Source organism: Actinokineospora globicatena, from assembly GCF_024171945.1.
Taxonomy (GTDB): Bacteria; Actinomycetota; Actinomycetes; order Mycobacteriales; family Pseudonocardiaceae; genus Actinokineospora; species Actinokineospora globicatena.
The window spans coordinates 2,593,987-2,609,268 of sequence record NZ_JAMTCR010000002.1 but is presented as its reverse complement, the minus strand read 5'-3'; the positions used below and the strand labels follow the sequence as shown (position 1 = coordinate 2,609,268).

Here is a 15,282-nt window from a genome sequence, read left to right as displayed (position 1 = left end):
CGGAACTCGATACTGGAGTCCGGGCTGCCCGCGACGGGAGGTCGGGACGGCCGGGGGCCGCCCCGGCCTTCCGGCGTCTCCAGGTCTTCCCGGGACTTGTGGACCGGACGCGCGCCTAGTCCGGGGTGCGGACGTCGATCGTCGGCGGCGGGCCCTCGAACAGCGCCCGCTCCACCCGGCGCAGCACCTCGGTCATCGCCGCCACCTGGCGCACCGCCTCGGTCAACTCCGCCATCCGGTAGTCCAGCGCGTCGAGCCGCCCGGCGATGTCGGCGTCGGAGCGGATCGGCGGTTCCCCGACGTCCTGCGGAACCCGGCCCTGGGCGATCGCGCGCAGGTGTTCCTGGTGCACGCCCAACGCGTCGGACAACGCGCGCAGGACGTGGTCGGTGCGGGTGCGCCGGACCTTGTTGTGCTGCAGTTCCGCGACCACGACTTTCGAGATCCCGGATTTGGCGATGAGCCCGGCCTGGTTCATTCCCTGCGCGTGCATCAGGCGCCGGATCTCCTGCGACACGGCGTCCCAGTCACCATCAACGCCCGCCACGCGACTCCTCCGCCCTCGCAACCGGGGGCCAAGAATAGCGGCTGCGCATTCCGGAGAAACACGCGGAATAGACGGATGAAAGCATGCCGCAATCCAGCCTTAAATAAGTCCGCTATTGGGGTGGTGGCAATGCGCGCAAGGTGTCCGCAATAGCGGTCGATGCTGTTAGCAGCGCCGACGAGCGCCTTGCCGACGCGAACTCCCGCGCCCGGCGCGGCCAGGGCTGTGCCGGTCGGCGTGGCCAGGGCCACGCGCGGATCACACCGGTGCGGCCGGTGCCGAGGAGTACGTTTTGCAGGATCCGGACGCGTGCAAGGGAGCCCGCTCATCGTGACCACCACCACGAACTTCGACTACACCGATGTCCTGCCGCTGGGCCCGGACCGGGCGACCGAGTACCGGCTGGTCAGCCAGGAGGGGGTGCGGCTGGTCGAGGCGGCGGGACGGCGCTTCCTCGAGGTCGACCCGGCGGTGCTGACCCTGCTGGCCAAGGAGGCCATCAAGGACATCCAGCACCTGCTGCGGCCATCGCACCTCGCGCAGCTGCGGGCGATCGTGGACGACCCCGAGGCCAGCGGCAACGACCGGTTCGTGGCGATGGACCTGCTGCGCAACGCGTGCATCTCCGCGGGCGGCGTGCTGCCGATGTGCCAGGACACCGGGACCGCCATCGTGATGGGCAAGCGCACCGAGACGGTGCTGACCGGTGGCACCGACGAGCAGGCGCTGGCGCGCGGCATCTACGAGGCGTACCAGGAGCTGAACCTGCGGTACTCGCAGATGGCCCCGGTCACCTTCTGGGACGAGAAGAACACCGGAACCAACCTGCCCGCGCAGATCGACATCCACACCAAGCCGGGCACCGACCCCGCCTACGAGTTCCTGTTCATGGCCAAGGGCGGCGGGTCGGCGAACAAGACGTTCCTGTTCCAGGAGACCAAGGCGGTGCTGAACCCGAAGCGGCTGGCCTCGTTCCTCGACGAGAAGCTGCGCGGCCTGGGCACCGCGGCCTGCCCCCCGTACCACCTGGCGGTCGTGGTCGGTGGGCTCTCCGCCGAGCAGAACCTCAAGGTCGCGAAGCTGGCCTCGGCGCGCTACCTGGACACGCTGCCGACGGAGGGTTCGCCGCTGGGGCACGCGTTCCGCGACGTCGACCTCGAGCAGCAGGTGCTGGCGATGACCCGCGAGTTCGGCATCGGCGCGCAGTTCGGCGGCAAGTACTTCTGCCACGACGTGCGGGTGATCCGGTTGCCCCGGCACGGCGCGTCCTGCCCGGTGGGCATCGCGGTGTCCTGCTCGGCCGACCGGCAGGCCAAGGCCAAGATCACCCCGGACGGGGTGTTCCTGGAGCAGATGGAGCGCGACCCGGCCAGGTTCCTGCCCGAGGTGGTCGGCGAGGACCTCTCCGACGAGGTGGTGCGCATCGACCTGACCAGGCCGATGGCCGAGATCCGGGCGACGCTCTCGACGCTGCCGGTCAAGACGCGGCTGTCGCTGACCGGTCCGCTGGTGGTGGCCCGCGACATCGCGCACGCCAAGATCAAGGAGCGGCTGGACGCGGGCGAGCCGATGCCCGGCTACCTCAAGGACCACCCGGTGTACTACGCCGGACCGGCCAAGACCCCCGAGGGCTACGCGTCGGGCTCGTTCGGCCCCACCACGGCCGGGCGGATGGACTCCTACGTCGAGCAGTTCCAGGCGGCGGGCGGGTCGATGGTCATGCTGGCCAAGGGCAACCGCTCCAAGCAGGTCACCGAGGCGTGCGCCGCGCACGGCGGCTTCTACCTGGGGTCGATCGGCGGCCCGGCGGCGCGCCTGGCGCAGGACTGCATCAAGAAGGTCGACGTGCTGGAGTACGCCGAACTGGGCATGGAGGCGGTCTGGCGCATCGAGGTGGAGGACTTCCCCGCGTTCGTCGTGGTCGACGACAAGGGCAACGACTTCTTCGCGGGCACCTCGGCACCGACCCTGCAGGTCACGTTCCGGAAGTGAGGCTCGGATGAGCGTCCAGTTCAACCACACCGTGGTCCTGGCGAGCGACAAGCACACCGGGGCCCAGTTCCTGGCCGACATCCTCGGTCGACCCGCACCGGTGCCCTACGGCCCGTTCGTCACGGTCGCGCTCGACAACGGCGTCACGCTCGACTACGCCAACCACACCGACTACGACGCCCCGCTCACGACCACGCACCTGGCGTTCCTCGTGGGCGAGGCGGAGTTCGACGAGATCCTGGCCAGGGTCACCGAGCGCGGGATCCCGTACTGGGCCGACCCGATGTCGTCGCTGCCCAACCAGATCAACACCAACGACGGCGGTCGGGGGTTCTACTTCCTCGACCCCGACGGCCACCACCTGGAAGCGATCACCGTGCCCTACGGCGGCTGGCCGCGCCGGTAGTGCCGTGAGGGTCGGGGCAGGCAGGGTCGCTCGCCCCGACCTCGGGACACGGGGTGGGATCAGCCGCCTGCGACGACCACGACGGTGCGGTCGCCGACCGGCTGCTCGAGCGGGACCTCGACCGGGCGCGGGGTGACGACCATGGCGCACATCTTGCCCTCGGTGCCGCCCTGCGGGGACGTCATCGGGGTGAGCGACACCTTGACCACGGCCTCGGTGAACTCGACGACCTGGGCGTCGACGCCCGCGCAGGCGTCACTGGCGATGCCGACGAGCTGCAGCGCCTTGCCGTCCTCGGACGACCACACGCGGCGCTCCTTGTAGCTCTCGGGCAGCGCCTTGGCGTCGACCTGCTTGGCCGGGAGCTCGCGGTAGCCCGCGGGAACGGTGACCTTGCCGTCGGGGTTGATCGTCACCTGCGGTGCGGGTGGCTTCGTCGGCGCGGGGCCGGTCTGCGGGGGCTGCGAGTTCGGCGCGCCCTCGATGGGGGCCGCCGAGCTGGGCGGGGTCGCGCCCGAGCTGGGCGACTGGTCGGCCTGGTCGGCCGCCCCGCCGCACCCCGCGAGCGCGAGGGCGGCCAGGACCGCGACAGCCGTGGACAGAATGGTCTTCATGAACCCAGGACGGTAGCCGACACCGTCTCGGTTGCACCGAACGCGTGACGGTGCCCCGGTCAGCGGGGCAATACCGACCGGGGCACCAGGGAGGGAAGTTCTCGACTTTTCGGTCTTACTGGACCCGCTGCTCACTCTTGAGGACGACCTTGCGGTCACCGAGCGGGGAGTCCAAGTGGACGGACAGCTTCGGGAAGCGGATGTCCATCGTGCACTGCGCGGGCTTCGGCGGCTGCGTCTCGACGAGGGTGATGACGACCTGCGCGGCGGCCTGCTCGGTGACCTCCGCGCTCGCCTTGCCGCACCCACCCTCTTGCGCCACAACGCCGACGTCAGTGCCACCGTCCTCGGTCCACACCATCGTCGGGTAGTCCTGTGCGACACCGGTGGCGTCGATCTGCGCCGCGGGCACCTCGGTGCCACCGGTCGGCGGCGTCACCGCGGGCTGTCGGTCCGGCTCGCTGGTCTCGGTCGGCGGCACGGCGCCCGGTGGGTCCGCGGGCTGCGACGTCGTCGGCGCGGACGTGGGGTCCGGCGGCTGGCTGGCGGTCTCCTGCCCGGCGCACGCGGTCATCACCGTGAGCAGAACGCCTGCGCCAATGATGGTTCCTAGGCGTTTCATGCTCCCAGGACGGACGCGGCCCTGGCCGGGGTTGCACGCCGCGACGATCACCGCGCGGGCACGGTCTCGATCGAGCGACCCGCCAGCGCCTCGTCGCAGGTCGAGCACACCAGGACCGCCTCGAACCGGTGACCCCCGTGGTCGAGCAGCACCGCGGGTCCCTCCGGGGCCTGGAACCAGCGCTGCCCCCACTCCAGCCCGGTGACCACCGCGGCGAACAGCGCCCGGCCCTTGTCGGTGAGGTGGTAGCTCGACCGGGTGGCCCGGTCGGGGTCGCCAGTGGGCACCAGCACGCCCAGCTCGCTGAACGTGCGCAGCCGGTCGGCCACCACGGTCGCGGGCACGCCGAGCCTGCGCTGGAAGTCGGGGAACCGGCGGGCACCCAGGTAGGCGGCGGCGAGCATGATCGCCGACCAGCGGTTGCCGACCACCGCCCTGCTCTCCGGGAAGAACCCGCCGCCCAGGCTGGTCGACCCGCTGGAGCGGCGCCGGGAGGTGGCCGTCGGCGTCGACCTCGGCCACGAGCCGCTGGGCCCGAACTCGGCGGCCACCTCGCGCGGCGCGACCGACACCCCGCAGGTCCGGCACACCAAGACCGGGGTGAACACCGCGCCGCAGCCGGTGTGCCGCATCTCGGTCAGGTCCGGCCGCGCGCCACCGGCCCAGGTCAGCTCCCAGGCCCCCACGCACAGCAGGAACGGCCACAGCGCGGCGCCGCGCGGGCTGAGCTGGAACTCGCGGCGCCCGGACCGGTCGCCGACCGGCACCAGGACGCCGACGTCGCTGAGGTGGCGCAGCCGGGAGAGCAGCACGGCGTTGGAGATCGGCAGCAGCCGCTGCCAGTCCGCGGGCCTGCTGGTGCCGTCGCGCAACGCGTGCCGCAGGATCAGCAGCGTCCACTCATCGGCGACGGTCCCGATCGCGTAGGCGATGGCGTTGTCGCCACCGGCGCCGAGCGCACTGGGCCGATCCGGCGGGTGCATCATGACCTGGGCGACCCCACCCCGACCGCTCCCGCTGACTCAGTTCCTGTTACCCGCACGCCCACTGAACCGGTGCGCGCTGACTTAGTGGCCACTGAATTGGTGCCCGCTGACCTGGTGCCCACGCCACAACCCCCCGTCGCCCCACCGCGCGCCCCCACGGCGACGGCCCCCTCCACCGGCGGGTTACCACCCGCGGCACCCGATGACACCCGAACCGATCCGGCCCGCCGGGTCACCGCCCGAGCCCGACGGCGGTCGCCGGGTCGTCCGCGTCCCGCCAGCCGGGCAGCGACTCCCCCGGTGCCCACGTGCTGTGCGTGCCGCTGCTCACCCGTTCCGGCAGCCGGATCCGCGCGACCGGGCCGTCCGCAACGCGCGCGGCGTCGAACACCAGGCACTCGGAGCGGTCGGCCGCCACGTCGGTGGTGATGGTGACCAGGTAGCCCTCGTCCTCCCCCTGCCGACCCGTGGTGCTGGCGACCGCGGCCTCACTGCCGAACACCCCAGCACCGTATCGGTACCGCTGTTGGTCCCCGGTGCGCAGGTCGTGCCGGACGAGGCCGTCGAAGAGGAACCAGCCTGGCGCACCGGAGGAGGCGTAGGCGTAGCGGTAAGAGCGGCCGGCGCGGTTCTGGGCGATCGTGCCGAACTCGGTGATGTCGTCGCTGAGCCGTTCCTCGCGTGTGCGTCCGGTGGTCAGGTTGAGCCGCCAGCGGTGTAACCGGGTACCCATGCCGTCCAACGACAGCATGCGGAACAGGCGGGCGTAAGAGGGATCACCCGGCCACCGCGCGTTCTTACCTTCGGGGTCGGACTGGAAGAAGCCGTCGACGACGATCTCGTCGCCCTCTTCGTAGGCGTTCACGAAGTGCAGCACGAAGGTTGACTCTGCCTCGAACCACCGGACTTGGTCGCCGCCGCCTCTACGCGGGAGCACGCCAAGCCGCAGAGGCAGTTCCGGGTGGAACCGGGCCACATGCGCGCCCTTGGCCAAGAGGTCAGGTTCCCAGAAGAGGGGACAGTCGTTGACGATCGTGTAGTTCTCCGTGAACGCCATGTCGTGCGGCAGGCGTGGACCGGGGAGCGCGATGTCGGTGTAGCGCACCAACTTGTCGTTAGCGTCAACCACGCCGTAGTGCAGGTAGGGCTCTTCCTTGCCGTAGTTGAAGAACAGCAGTTCACCGGTGATCGGGTCTACCTTCGGGTGCGCCGAGACCCCGCCCGCTGGGGTCCACGGCGACTTACCCAGGGTGTCAAGCGTGAGCGGATCGATGCGGTAGGGCTCACCACACTGGTAAAAAGTGGCAAGAGCGACTCCGGCGTGCACTACGACGTCAGTGCTCGCGGCGTCCTTCATCCGACCCCGCGCACCCCAACCGTCCGCTCTTACGGCGCTGTCGGGCCTCTCAGCTATCCCAGCCCACAGCGACTGCCCGGCCCGCTGCTCCGCGAGGAACCCGTCGGTGCGGATGAACCGGTTGCGGTAGAACGCCTTGCCATCGCGGAAGCCGACCACGTGGACCATGCCGTCGCCGTCGAACGGGTGGTAGGTGCTCAGCGCGGGGTGCACCGGGTTCTCGGTGTTGCGCAGGTAGACGCCGTCGAGGTCCGCGGGGATCTCGCCGACCACGTCCAGGTCGGTCGCCGCGCGTTCGACGGTCTGGGGCCGCCACGGGCCGCTGCGGTACGGGTGGTCGTCGTGCTCGGGCAACGTGCTCAGGACCCGCCCGAGGACCTCCACATCCATTTCGGACCCCCTAGCCCGCGGTGACACCGGGCAGTTCGCGGTCCAGCGGTTGCCAGTGCCGGGAATCCGAGACTACAACTGGGGCGGTGACCAGGCCAGGCTCCGGAAGAGGGGGTGTGCGGTGGGTGAGGCCTATCTGCTCGACTACGTCCGCACGGCCCGCGGCCGTGGCTCGGCCCGCGGTGGACTGCACCACCTGACGGCCCTGGACCTGCTCGTGCCGCTGCTCGGCGCCCTGGTCGACCGGGGCTTGGACCCGGCGGCGGTGGACGACGTGGTGCTCGGCTGCGCGTCCCAGGTCGGCGAGCAGGGCGGCAACCTGGCCCGCACCGCGACGCTGCTCGCCGACTGGGGCCACCGGGTGCCCGGGGTCGTGGTCAACCGGTTCTGCGCGTCCGGGATCGACGCGATCGCGCTGGCGGCGGCGCGGGTCCGCTCCGGCGAGGTGGACGTGGTGGTCGCGGGCGGGGTGGAGAGCACGTCGCGGGTCCCGCCGTTCACCGACCGCGCTCCACTGTGGACCGACGCGGAGGTGGTGCGGCACACCGGATCGGTCCACATGGGCGTGGCCGCCGACCTGGTCGCCACGCTCGACGGGTTCACCCGCGACGACCTGGACGGCTACGCGCTGGAGTCGCAGCACAAGGCCGCGGCGGCGTGGCGGGCGGACGCGTTCGCCCGCTGCCTGGTGCCCGTCGGCGGGCTCGCGCACGACGAACTGGTGCGCCCGGACAGCAGCCGCGACGTGCTCGCCACGCTGCCGCCCGCGTTCGCCGGTCTCGGCGCCGACGGCCACGACGCGCTCGCGTTGGCCACCAGGAGCCGTCCGGCGCGCATCGAGCACCGGCACACAGCCGCCACCTCGCCCCGGCTGGCCGACGGCGCCGCCCTCGTGGTGGTCGGCGACGTCCGGGCCGCGCGCAGGCTCGGGCTGGTGCCCCGGGCCAGGGTCGCGGCCAGCGCGGTGGTCGCCGAGGACCCGGTGACGATGCTGACCGGCGGCCAGTCGGCCATGGAGGTCGCGCTGCGCCGGGCGGCGGTGTCGGTGGACGAGGTCGACGTGGTCGAGTTCGCCGAGTCGTTCGCGGCGCCGTGCCTGCGGCTGCGGCGGGACTTCGACGTGGGGCCGGAGCGGCTCAACCCGGCGGGCGGCACGATCGCCATGGGGCACGCCATCGGCGCGACCGGGGCCATCGTGGTCGGCGGCCTGCTGGAGGAGCTGGAGCGGCGGGCGGGCCGGTTCGGGGTGGCCGGGGTGAGCGCGGCGGCCGGGCTCGGCGTCGGCCTCGTCCTGGAGCGCGGCTGAGCCCGCCCGTTGACCGTACTGGGACGTTCGGCGCAGCCCATTCACGCCACCGCCACCCGGTGTCCCGGTCGTGTTCACTGAGCGGTTGTGGCCCCGCCCCAAAGTGATCATGTGATTCGCCTCAGCGCGCTGGCCCTGGTCGGTGCGCTCGCCGTCGGCTGCGCCGCGGGCCCGACCGACCCGGTCGACATCCGGTCGGTTTCGCCTACGTCGGCGCCCGCGGCCACTCCCGCCGCGTCGACCGGCAGCTACACCGTCGACTGCGGCCGCAACGAGGAGGCGCACCGCAACTCCGACAACCTCGTCGCCTCGCCCGGTGTCCGCGACGGCGCCCACCACCTGCACGACTACGTCGGCAACCTGGCCACGGACGCGTTCAGCACCGACGAGGTGCTCGCGGCCGCCAAGACCACCTGCCGCGACGGCGACCTGTCGTCGTACTACTGGCCGGTGCTACGGCTCGGTGGGCACCACAGTGAGGTCCGCACACCGGACTCCGTGAACATCACCTTCCTCGGTAGCCCTGTCAGCGAGGTCGTGGCCATGCCGCGCTTCCTCAAGACAGTCACCGGTGACGCGAAGGCCGGGCCCGCCGCGCGAGGAACGTGGAGCTGCGCGGGGTTCACAGACCGAGTCAGCTTGTCCTACCCGAGTTGCCCGGCGGGTAGCCGTACCTTGCGTGTCTACGAGTTCCCCAGCTGCTGGGACGGCAAGGGTTTGGACAGCCCCGACCACAAGGCGCACCTGAGGTTTCCCAGCGCGGACGGCTGGTGTCCCCGGGCGAGCTTCCCGGTGCCGAGGCTGCGCGTCGAGGTGGGCTACGACCTGCCCGAGAGCGGTGGCTTCAGCATCGACAGCTTCCCCGAGGTGGTCGACCGCGCCCCCGCCTCCGACCACGCGCACTTCGTCAACGTGCGCTCCGAAGCGGCCATGGCCGAGCTCGTGACCTGCGTGAACACCGGCAGGCGCTGCTAGTCGGGAAAAAGTTCGAACCGGAACGCCCCGGCGGCCGTGTCAGTCGGGAAAGCGCAACCGGACGCCGTTGGACAGGGAGTCGGCATGGCGAGGCTGTTCGCCCGGACACGGGCGACATCGAGGGACGAGGCGCTGGTCCGCTCGCTCTACGAGGAACACGGCAAGGCCCTGCTGGCCTACGCCGTGCGGCTCACCGGCGACCGGGCGGCGGCCGAGGACGTCGTCCAGGAGACCCTGGTGCGGGCGTGGCGGCACGCGGACAACCTGATGAGCAAGGAGGGGTCGGTGCGCGCCTGGTTGTTCACCGTCGCCAAGAACCTCATCGTGGACAAGGTCCGGGCGAAGGCGGCGCGACCCGCCGAGGTCGCCGAGACCCCAGCGGCGGTCGCGGTGGCCGGTGACCACTCGCAGCGGGTGGTCGACTCGATGAGCGTGCTCGCGGCCATCGAGGGTCTGTCGGAAGAGCACCGCACGGTCCTCATGGAGATCTACTTCCGGGACCGCAGCGTGGCCGAAACGGCGCAAGAGCTCGGTATCGCCCCGGGTACGGTGAAGTCGAGGTCGCACTACGCCCTGCGTGCGCTGCGCGCGACCATGGCCGGTCGAGCCGCGCTGGAGGGGACGCCCGCATGAGCACACACGAGACCCCGCTGCTCGGCGCCTACGCGCTGGGTGTGCTGGACGAGGACGAACGCGGCGCGGTGGAGCGGCACCTCGCGGACTGCGCCGAGTGCCGCGTCGAGCTCGAAGCGCTAGAGGAGGTGCGAGACATGGCGGGTGAGCTGCCCGAGGAAGCGTTGCTGCAAGGACCACCCGACGATGGCGACCTGCTGCTGGCCCGCACACTGCGCCAGGTCCGCACCGAGGCCAACGCCTCCCGCACGCGTTCGATCGCTATCGCGGGTGTCGCCGCGGCCGTGGTGGTCGCCGCAGTGCTCGGCGCGGGAGTCGTCATCGGCCGTTCCACAGGCACCACGCAGGCACAGTCGACTGTCACCGTTATCCCTACCGAGCCGCAGAACGTCAACACGCGGTACCTGTCCGGGAGCGACCCGAACACCGGCGCCCGCCTGACCGCGAAGGTCGTACCCGCAGCCGGGTGGGTGCGCCTGAACGTCTCGGTCACCGGCATCCCGGCCGGTGAGCGCTGCCGGGTGATCGTGGTCGGCAAGGACGGCACGCGCGAAGAGGCGAGCAGCTGGCTGGTGTCGCCGGACGGCGCCCAGAAGGGCACGAACCTGGACGGGGCGGCGTTGATCGCACCGGAGGACGTCGGGGCGGTCGAGATCGTCACGACCGACGGCAAGCGGTACGTGTCCGTCTCGGCCTAGGGCCCGAGTGCCTCCCGGTGCCCCGGGAGGCACTCGGTCAGCCGCTGGACCGCAACCTGCGCGGGCCGCTGTCGTGCTTGGAGGGCGGCGGACCCACGGTGGCGCGGCCTCCGGTCACGTACGCGCCCGTGGCGGTGGCGAGGATCGGCTCGACCACCAGGGCCCGGATCTCCGGGAGGTCCTCGGCCATCGCCGAGACCCGCAGCACAAGCCGTTGCAGTGCCGCGAGATCGGCGGGCTCGCCACCCGCGTAACCCGCCAGCAGTGGGGCGGCGCGAGGGGAACGGATCAGCCCCGCGGCGTCGGTGTCGGTGAGCGGGACGGCGCGGTAGGCACGGTCACCGAGCAGATCGCTGACCACGCCCGCAAGGCCGAAGGACACCACGGTGCCGAAGGACGGGTCGTCTTGGAGGCCGATGCTGCACGAGTTGTCCTTGGGAGCCGTCAGGTAAACCTCGGAGTCGTGCGGCAGGACGTCGATCCCGTAGTTCCCGAGAAGGCCGACCACCTCGTCGTCAGTTAGCTCTACCTCGCCGGGCTGTCTGGTCAACGCTGCCTCGACGATTGCCTTGGCTGCCACGGGGTCGATGTCGTCAGGGCGGACGAACTTGCCTGTGGGGGACGATCTCCAGCGAGCGTAGGTGGTTGCCCTGGCCAGTGCGAGCGCGGCTCGTTCGGGGCTCGGGTAGGACGGGATCGAACCGTGCGTGGGGGCACCGTCTGGGCCTAGGACGGCCAGCTCGGCCGGGATCCCCTCAGCGGCAAGGAAGGTGGAGACGATCGGCTTCGTATCGGCTTCCGGTAGACCTTCCGCGGCCTCTCGCAGTGCCCGCGCGTAGGTGGTGCCGGGGATCGCTAGAGGCGGGACGAACACGACGATGAGTGAGTCCACGTCTTCCCGTCGGAGCGTGTCCGCCACAGCAGCAGCGAATGTGTCCGGCCCGGCTTGTGCTCCTACGTCAACGGGATCGCCTGCCAGTACCAAGTTTTGCCCTAGAGCCGCATCTGCCGCGAGCACACCGATAGCCGAAGAGTTGCCGACCACCGCAACGCGCTCTCCTGGCGGCAACGGCTGATGGGCGAGCAAGAGCGCGGTGTCGAAGAGTTGCGCGATGGACTCAACGCGGATGACACCGGCCTGCTCGAAGAGGGCTTGCACACTGGAGTCGTCCACGTGGACTCCAGTCGCTGCCAACGCCGGTAGCACTGTGTTGCGGCCCGACTTGACCACGACTACCGGCTTGCTGCGACCGAGCCTGCGCGCCAACCGGGCGAACTTGCGGGGGTTGCCGAACGACTCCAGGTAGAGCAAGACGACGTCGGTGGCCGGGTCGGTTTCCCAGTACTGCAAGAGATCGTTACCCGAGACGTCCGCGCGGTTACCGGCAGAGACGAACGTCGACAGACCCAAGCCCCGCGCGGCAGCGTCAGCGAGAATGGCCGTGCCTAGAGCTCCCGACTGGCAGAAGAAGCCCGTACGGCCCGGTCCAGGCAAGGTCGGCGCAAGAGTCGCGTTGAGGCGCACGGTCGGATCCAGATTCACCACGCCGAGCGCGTTAGGGCCGACGACGCGCATACCGTGCGCTCGAGCCTCGTCGACGAGCTTGCGCTCCGCGCCACGGCCGCCCGGACCGGTCTCACCGAACCCGGAACTGACGACGACCAGCGTCTTGACGCCCTTGGCCAGGCACGCGTCCATCACGTCGTCGACGCCCGCGGCGGGCACGGCGACGACGGCGAGGTCCACGGGATCGGGGATGTCCAGCACGGTCGGGTACGCGCGGACCCCGCGCACCGACTTGTGCTCCGGGTTGACCGGGAACACCGGCCCGGCGAACTCGGCCGCGAGCAGGTTTCCCAGCACGGCGTTGCCGATCTTCGCGTGGTCGGTCGACGCGCCGATCACCGCCACCGACCGGGGGTGCAGCAGGTTGTGCACGCTGCGCGCCTCGGCGGCCTGCTCACGCGCCCAGGCCACCGCCACCGACGCCTCGGTCGGGTCGACGGCGAACTCCAGGTGCAGCACGCCCTCGTCGAACGCCCGGCTGACCTGGTAACCCGCGTCGCGGAACACCCGGACCATCTGGGCGTTCTCGGCGAGCACCTCCGCCTCGAACCGGTGCACCCCGCGCTCCCTGGCCGCCGCGGCGAGGTGCTCGAGCAGGATCGACCCCAGCCCGCGCCCCTGGTGGCCGTCCTCGACGACGAAGGCGATCTCGGCGGAGTCGCCGCCCGGCAGCCGCTCGTACCGCCCGACGGCGGTGATGTCGTCGCCGAGGAGCGCGACGAACGCCACGCGGTCGTGGTGGTCGACGGTGCTGAACCGGGCGAGGTCCTTGTCCGACATGATCGGGTAGGGGCCGAAGTACCGGAAGTACCTGGTGCGCTCCGACAACCGACCGTGGAACGCACGTAGAGCCTCGGCGTCCGTCGGCACTATCGGGCGCAAGTGGACGGTACCGCCATCGGCGAGCACCACATCAGCCTCCCACCGCGGCGGGTAGGCGAAGGGGTCGCGCTCGGGCTCTACGGCCATGTCAGTCCCTGGGGTCGTCAGGATCCAAGCCGTGCAACGGGAAGACAGCGTTGCGCACATCCCGGATCACGGTGTCGACCGGCTGTTCGCGCCCACCACCCCACCGCTGGAAGGCAACATCAACGCCATCCCCCATCACCGACGGCAACACGACGTTAGGAGACAGCTTCCGCACGCTGGTAGCCCAGTCGACCGGTAGAGCTGTCTCGACCGGGATATCCCTATCGAGCACGGTGGCCAGCAGGTGCGTCCACGAGCGTGGGACTACCCGCAGCAGTTCATAACCGCCGCCGCCCATGACAAGCCACTTGCCACCCGCGTACTGCCCAGCTAGGTCACGCAGCGTCCGGTAGATCTCACGGTGCCCATCGACCGACAGGGCTAGATCGGCCAACGGATCCTCTACGTGTGTGTCCACTCCGCACTGCGTTACGAGTACCTGCGGCCGGAACGCGGCCAGCAGCGAGGGAACCGTCGCGTGGAACGCCCGCAGCCACTCTGCGTCTCGGGTCCCCGGCGCCAACGGGATGTTGACCGAGGTGCCCTGCGCCCCCGGCCCCCCGAGCTCGGTGACCGACCCGGTCCCCGGCCACAACGTCGCCGGGTGCTGGTGCAGCGAGACGGTCAGCACCCTGGGGTCGTCGTAGAACACCGTCTGCACCCCGTCGCCGTGGTGCACGTCGACATCCAAGTACGCGATCCGGTCGAACCCGTTGTCCAGCAGCCACGAGATGGCCACGGCGCAGTCGTTGTAGACGCAGAACCCGGCGGCCCGGTCCGGCATGGCGTGGTGCAACCCACCGGCCAGGTTGACGGCTCGATCGACCCCGCCGTCGGCGATGCACCGGGCCGCCGCCAACGACCCCCCGACGACCAACGCCGACGCGGCGTGCATCTGGTCGAACACCGGGTTGTCCGCCGTACCAAGCCCATGTCCGACGTCCCAGGACGCCATCGGCGCCTCCCGCACCGCGGCCACGTAGTCCGGCCGGTGCACCCGGCCCAGATCCGCGTCCCCCGCCGTGTCCGGCACCACGAACTCGACCCCGTCGAGCACCCCGAGGCCGCGGGCCAACCGCATGGTCAACTCGAGCCGCACCGGGTTGAACGGGTGATCCCCGCCAAGGTCGTACCCCAGCAACGCGGGGTCCCACACCACACCCACCCGATCACCCATGCCAGCACCCTAGTAGTCCCCACCACCCACCCGCCGAACCAATCAACCCCGAGGCCATCGCGGATTCCGCGCCGAACGACACTGCCCAGGCCGCGGTGGCGACCTGGGCAGTGGGAGACACGTCCGCCGGGTGGCGGTGTGGACGTTGTGGTCAGTTGTCGCCGGTGGCGGCGGGGCGGTTCGGGTCGCGGCTCCAGTGGGACCACGAACCGGCGTAGAGGGCGGCGGGGTTGTCCGGCGAGGTGACCCCGGCGACCTCCAACGCCAGCACGACCGACGACGCGGTGACCCCGGACCCGCAGTACGCGCCGACGGGACGACCGTCCACGCCCAAGTCCGCGAAGTGGTTCGCCAACTCGGTCGGGGCCAACCATCGGCCGTCGGGACCGGTGTGCCCGCTGAACGGCGCGTTGACCGCGCCCGGCACGTGCCCGGCCCTCGGGTCGATCGGCTCGACCTCACCGCGGTACCGCTCCGGTGCGCGCGCGTCGAGCAGGACACCGTCGACCGCCAGCGCGGCGGCCTCGTCCGCGTCGAGCACCGGCATGGCGCCCGCCCGAACCTCCACATCACCCGGTTCGGGTGACGGCACGACCGTGCTCGACTCGCCATCGTCAGCGACCCAGGCCGCGTAACCGCCGTCGAGCACCGCGACGTCGTTGTGACCGGCCCAGCGCAGCAGCCACCACGCGCGTGCGGCGACCGACCCGTTGTCGGCGTCGTAGACGACAACCGGGTGCCCGGTCCGCACGCCCGCGGCCCGCAACGCGGCTTGGAGGTCGTCCGGCCGCGGCAACGGGTGGCGCCCGCCGTCGCCGGGCGGCGCGGCGAGATCGGTGTCCAGGTCGAGGAAAACGGCACCGGGCAGGTGCCCGGCGGCGTAGTCCTCGCGGCCGGGCGGACCGCCCAGGCGCCAGCGGACATCCAGCAACACAGGCGGGTGTCCACTGTCGAGAAGCGACACCAGTTCGGCGGTCGACACGAGTGCCGACGAGTTCGCGCTCACCGACCCATCCTGCCGGCCCCCGACATCGGTCACTGCC

Annotated in this window: 14 protein-coding genes; 6 read left to right on the top strand and 8 right to left on the bottom strand. The window is 71.1% G+C overall.

The window, feature by feature from the left end; all coding sequences use genetic code 11:
• Positions 1-115: 115 nt before the first annotated feature.
• Positions 116-547, bottom strand: coding sequence for a helix-turn-helix domain-containing protein (locus LV79_RS11780; protein ID WP_253834989.1), 432 nt, complete (start codon positions 545-547; stop codon positions 116-118).
• Between the two features lie 330 nt (positions 548-877).
• On the opposite strand from LV79_RS11780, the gene LV79_RS11775 reads away from it, so the two are divergent.
• Both LV79_RS11775 and LV79_RS11770 read left to right on the top strand, forming a co-directional pair.
• On the top strand, positions 878-2,539 hold the full coding sequence (locus LV79_RS11775; protein ID WP_253834987.1) for a fumarate hydratase: 1,662 nt from the start codon (positions 878-880) through the stop codon (positions 2,537-2,539).
• 7 nt (positions 2,540-2,546) lie between these two features.
• Positions 2,547-2,945 carry a VOC family protein gene (locus LV79_RS11770; protein ID WP_253834985.1) on the top strand — a complete coding sequence of 133 codons (399 nt, stop codon included), beginning with the start codon at positions 2,547-2,549 and terminating at the stop codon, positions 2,943-2,945.
• Positions 2,946-3,004: 59 nt separating this feature from the next.
• Here LV79_RS11770 and LV79_RS11765 read toward each other — a convergent pair whose 3' ends face one another.
• The 4 genes from LV79_RS11765 to LV79_RS11750 form a co-directional block, all read right to left on the bottom strand.
• On the bottom strand, positions 3,005-3,559 hold the full coding sequence (locus tag LV79_RS11765) for a hypothetical protein (protein ID WP_253834983.1): 555 nt from the start codon (positions 3,557-3,559) through the stop codon (positions 3,005-3,007).
• Between the two features lie 115 nt (positions 3,560-3,674).
• On the bottom strand, positions 3,675-4,181 hold the full coding sequence (locus LV79_RS11760) for a hypothetical protein (protein ID WP_253834982.1): 507 nt from the start codon (positions 4,179-4,181) through the stop codon (positions 3,675-3,677).
• Between the two features lie 47 nt (positions 4,182-4,228).
• Positions 4,229-5,167, bottom strand: a complete 939-nt coding sequence (locus tag LV79_RS11755) for a winged helix-turn-helix transcriptional regulator (protein WP_253834980.1) — start codon at positions 5,165-5,167, stop codon at positions 4,229-4,231.
• Between the two features lie 232 nt (positions 5,168-5,399).
• Positions 5,400-6,914 (bottom strand): carotenoid oxygenase family protein, encoded by a 1,515-nt coding sequence (locus tag LV79_RS11750; protein ID WP_253834978.1) that lies wholly within the window; start codon positions 6,912-6,914, stop codon positions 5,400-5,402.
• A gap of 121 nt (positions 6,915-7,035) precedes the next feature.
• Here LV79_RS11750 and LV79_RS11745 point away from each other — a divergent pair, with 121 nt between their 5' ends.
• The 4 genes from LV79_RS11745 to LV79_RS11730 all read left to right on the top strand — a co-directional run bounded on the left by LV79_RS11745 (position 7,036) and on the right by LV79_RS11730 (position 10,526).
• Positions 7,036-8,220 (top strand): acetyl-CoA C-acyltransferase, encoded by a 1,185-nt coding sequence (locus tag LV79_RS11745; RefSeq protein ID WP_253834976.1) that lies wholly within the window; start codon positions 7,036-7,038, stop codon positions 8,218-8,220.
• Between the two features lie 111 nt (positions 8,221-8,331).
• Positions 8,332-9,195, top strand: coding sequence for a DUF1996 domain-containing protein (locus LV79_RS11740; protein ID WP_253834975.1), 864 nt, complete (start codon positions 8,332-8,334; stop codon positions 9,193-9,195).
• An 84-nt stretch (positions 9,196-9,279) separates the two neighbouring features.
• Complete coding sequence (locus LV79_RS11735) at positions 9,280-9,828, top strand: sigma-70 family RNA polymerase sigma factor (RefSeq protein ID WP_253834974.1); 549 nt, start codon at positions 9,280-9,282, stop codon at positions 9,826-9,828.
• Complete coding sequence (locus LV79_RS11730; protein WP_253834973.1) at positions 9,825-10,526, top strand: anti-sigma factor family protein; 702 nt, start codon at positions 9,825-9,827, stop codon at positions 10,524-10,526. The genes LV79_RS11735 and LV79_RS11730 overlap by 4 nt, the downstream gene beginning before the upstream one ends.
• Before the next feature lie 37 nt (positions 10,527-10,563).
• Here the strand turns inward: LV79_RS11730 and LV79_RS11725 are convergent, their stop codons facing one another.
• From LV79_RS11725 to LV79_RS11715, 3 genes are all read right to left on the bottom strand, one after another.
• Positions 10,564-13,062 carry a bifunctional acetate--CoA ligase family protein/GNAT family N-acetyltransferase gene (locus LV79_RS11725; RefSeq protein WP_253834972.1) on the bottom strand — a complete coding sequence of 833 codons (2,499 nt, stop codon included), beginning with the start codon at positions 13,060-13,062 and terminating at the stop codon, positions 10,564-10,566.
• Between the two features lies 1 nt (position 13,063).
• Positions 13,064-14,239: an acetoin utilization protein AcuC gene (locus LV79_RS11720; protein WP_253834971.1), complete on the bottom strand. Its 1,176-nt coding sequence runs from the start codon at positions 14,237-14,239 to the stop codon at positions 13,064-13,066.
• A 151-nt stretch (positions 14,240-14,390) separates the two neighbouring features.
• Entirely contained in the window at positions 14,391-15,245 is an 855-nt protein-coding gene (locus LV79_RS11715) for a sulfurtransferase (RefSeq protein ID WP_253834969.1), read from the bottom strand.
• Positions 15,246-15,282 lie beyond the last annotated feature (37 nt).

Bases quoted from the DNA above. Each gene is read 5' to 3' on its own strand.
- LV79_RS11735 (WP_253834974.1), top strand. From the start codon at position 9,280: ATGGCGAGGCTGTTCGCCCGGACACGGGCGACATCGAGGGACGAGGCG.
- LV79_RS11760 (WP_253834982.1), bottom strand. From the start codon at position 4,181: ATGAAACGCCTAGGAACCATCATTGGCGCAGGCGTTCTGCTCACGGTG.
- LV79_RS11750 (WP_253834978.1), bottom strand. From the start codon at position 6,914: ATGGATGTGGAGGTCCTCGGGCGGGTCCTGAGCACGTTGCCCGAGCAC.
- LV79_RS11730 (WP_253834973.1), top strand. From the start codon at position 9,825: ATGAGCACACACGAGACCCCGCTGCTCGGCGCCTACGCGCTGGGTGTG.
- LV79_RS11725 (WP_253834972.1), bottom strand. From the start codon at position 13,062: ATGGCCGTAGAGCCCGAGCGCGACCCCTTCGCCTACCCGCCGCGGTGG.
- LV79_RS11765 (WP_253834983.1), bottom strand. From the start codon at position 3,559: ATGAAGACCATTCTGTCCACGGCTGTCGCGGTCCTGGCCGCCCTCGCG.
- LV79_RS11755 (WP_253834980.1), bottom strand. From the start codon at position 5,167: ATGATGCACCCGCCGGATCGGCCCAGTGCGCTCGGCGCCGGTGGCGAC.
- LV79_RS11720 (WP_253834971.1), bottom strand. From the start codon at position 14,239: ATGGGTGATCGGGTGGGTGTGGTGTGGGACCCCGCGTTGCTGGGGTAC.
- LV79_RS11770 (WP_253834985.1), top strand. From the start codon at position 2,547: ATGAGCGTCCAGTTCAACCACACCGTGGTCCTGGCGAGCGACAAGCAC.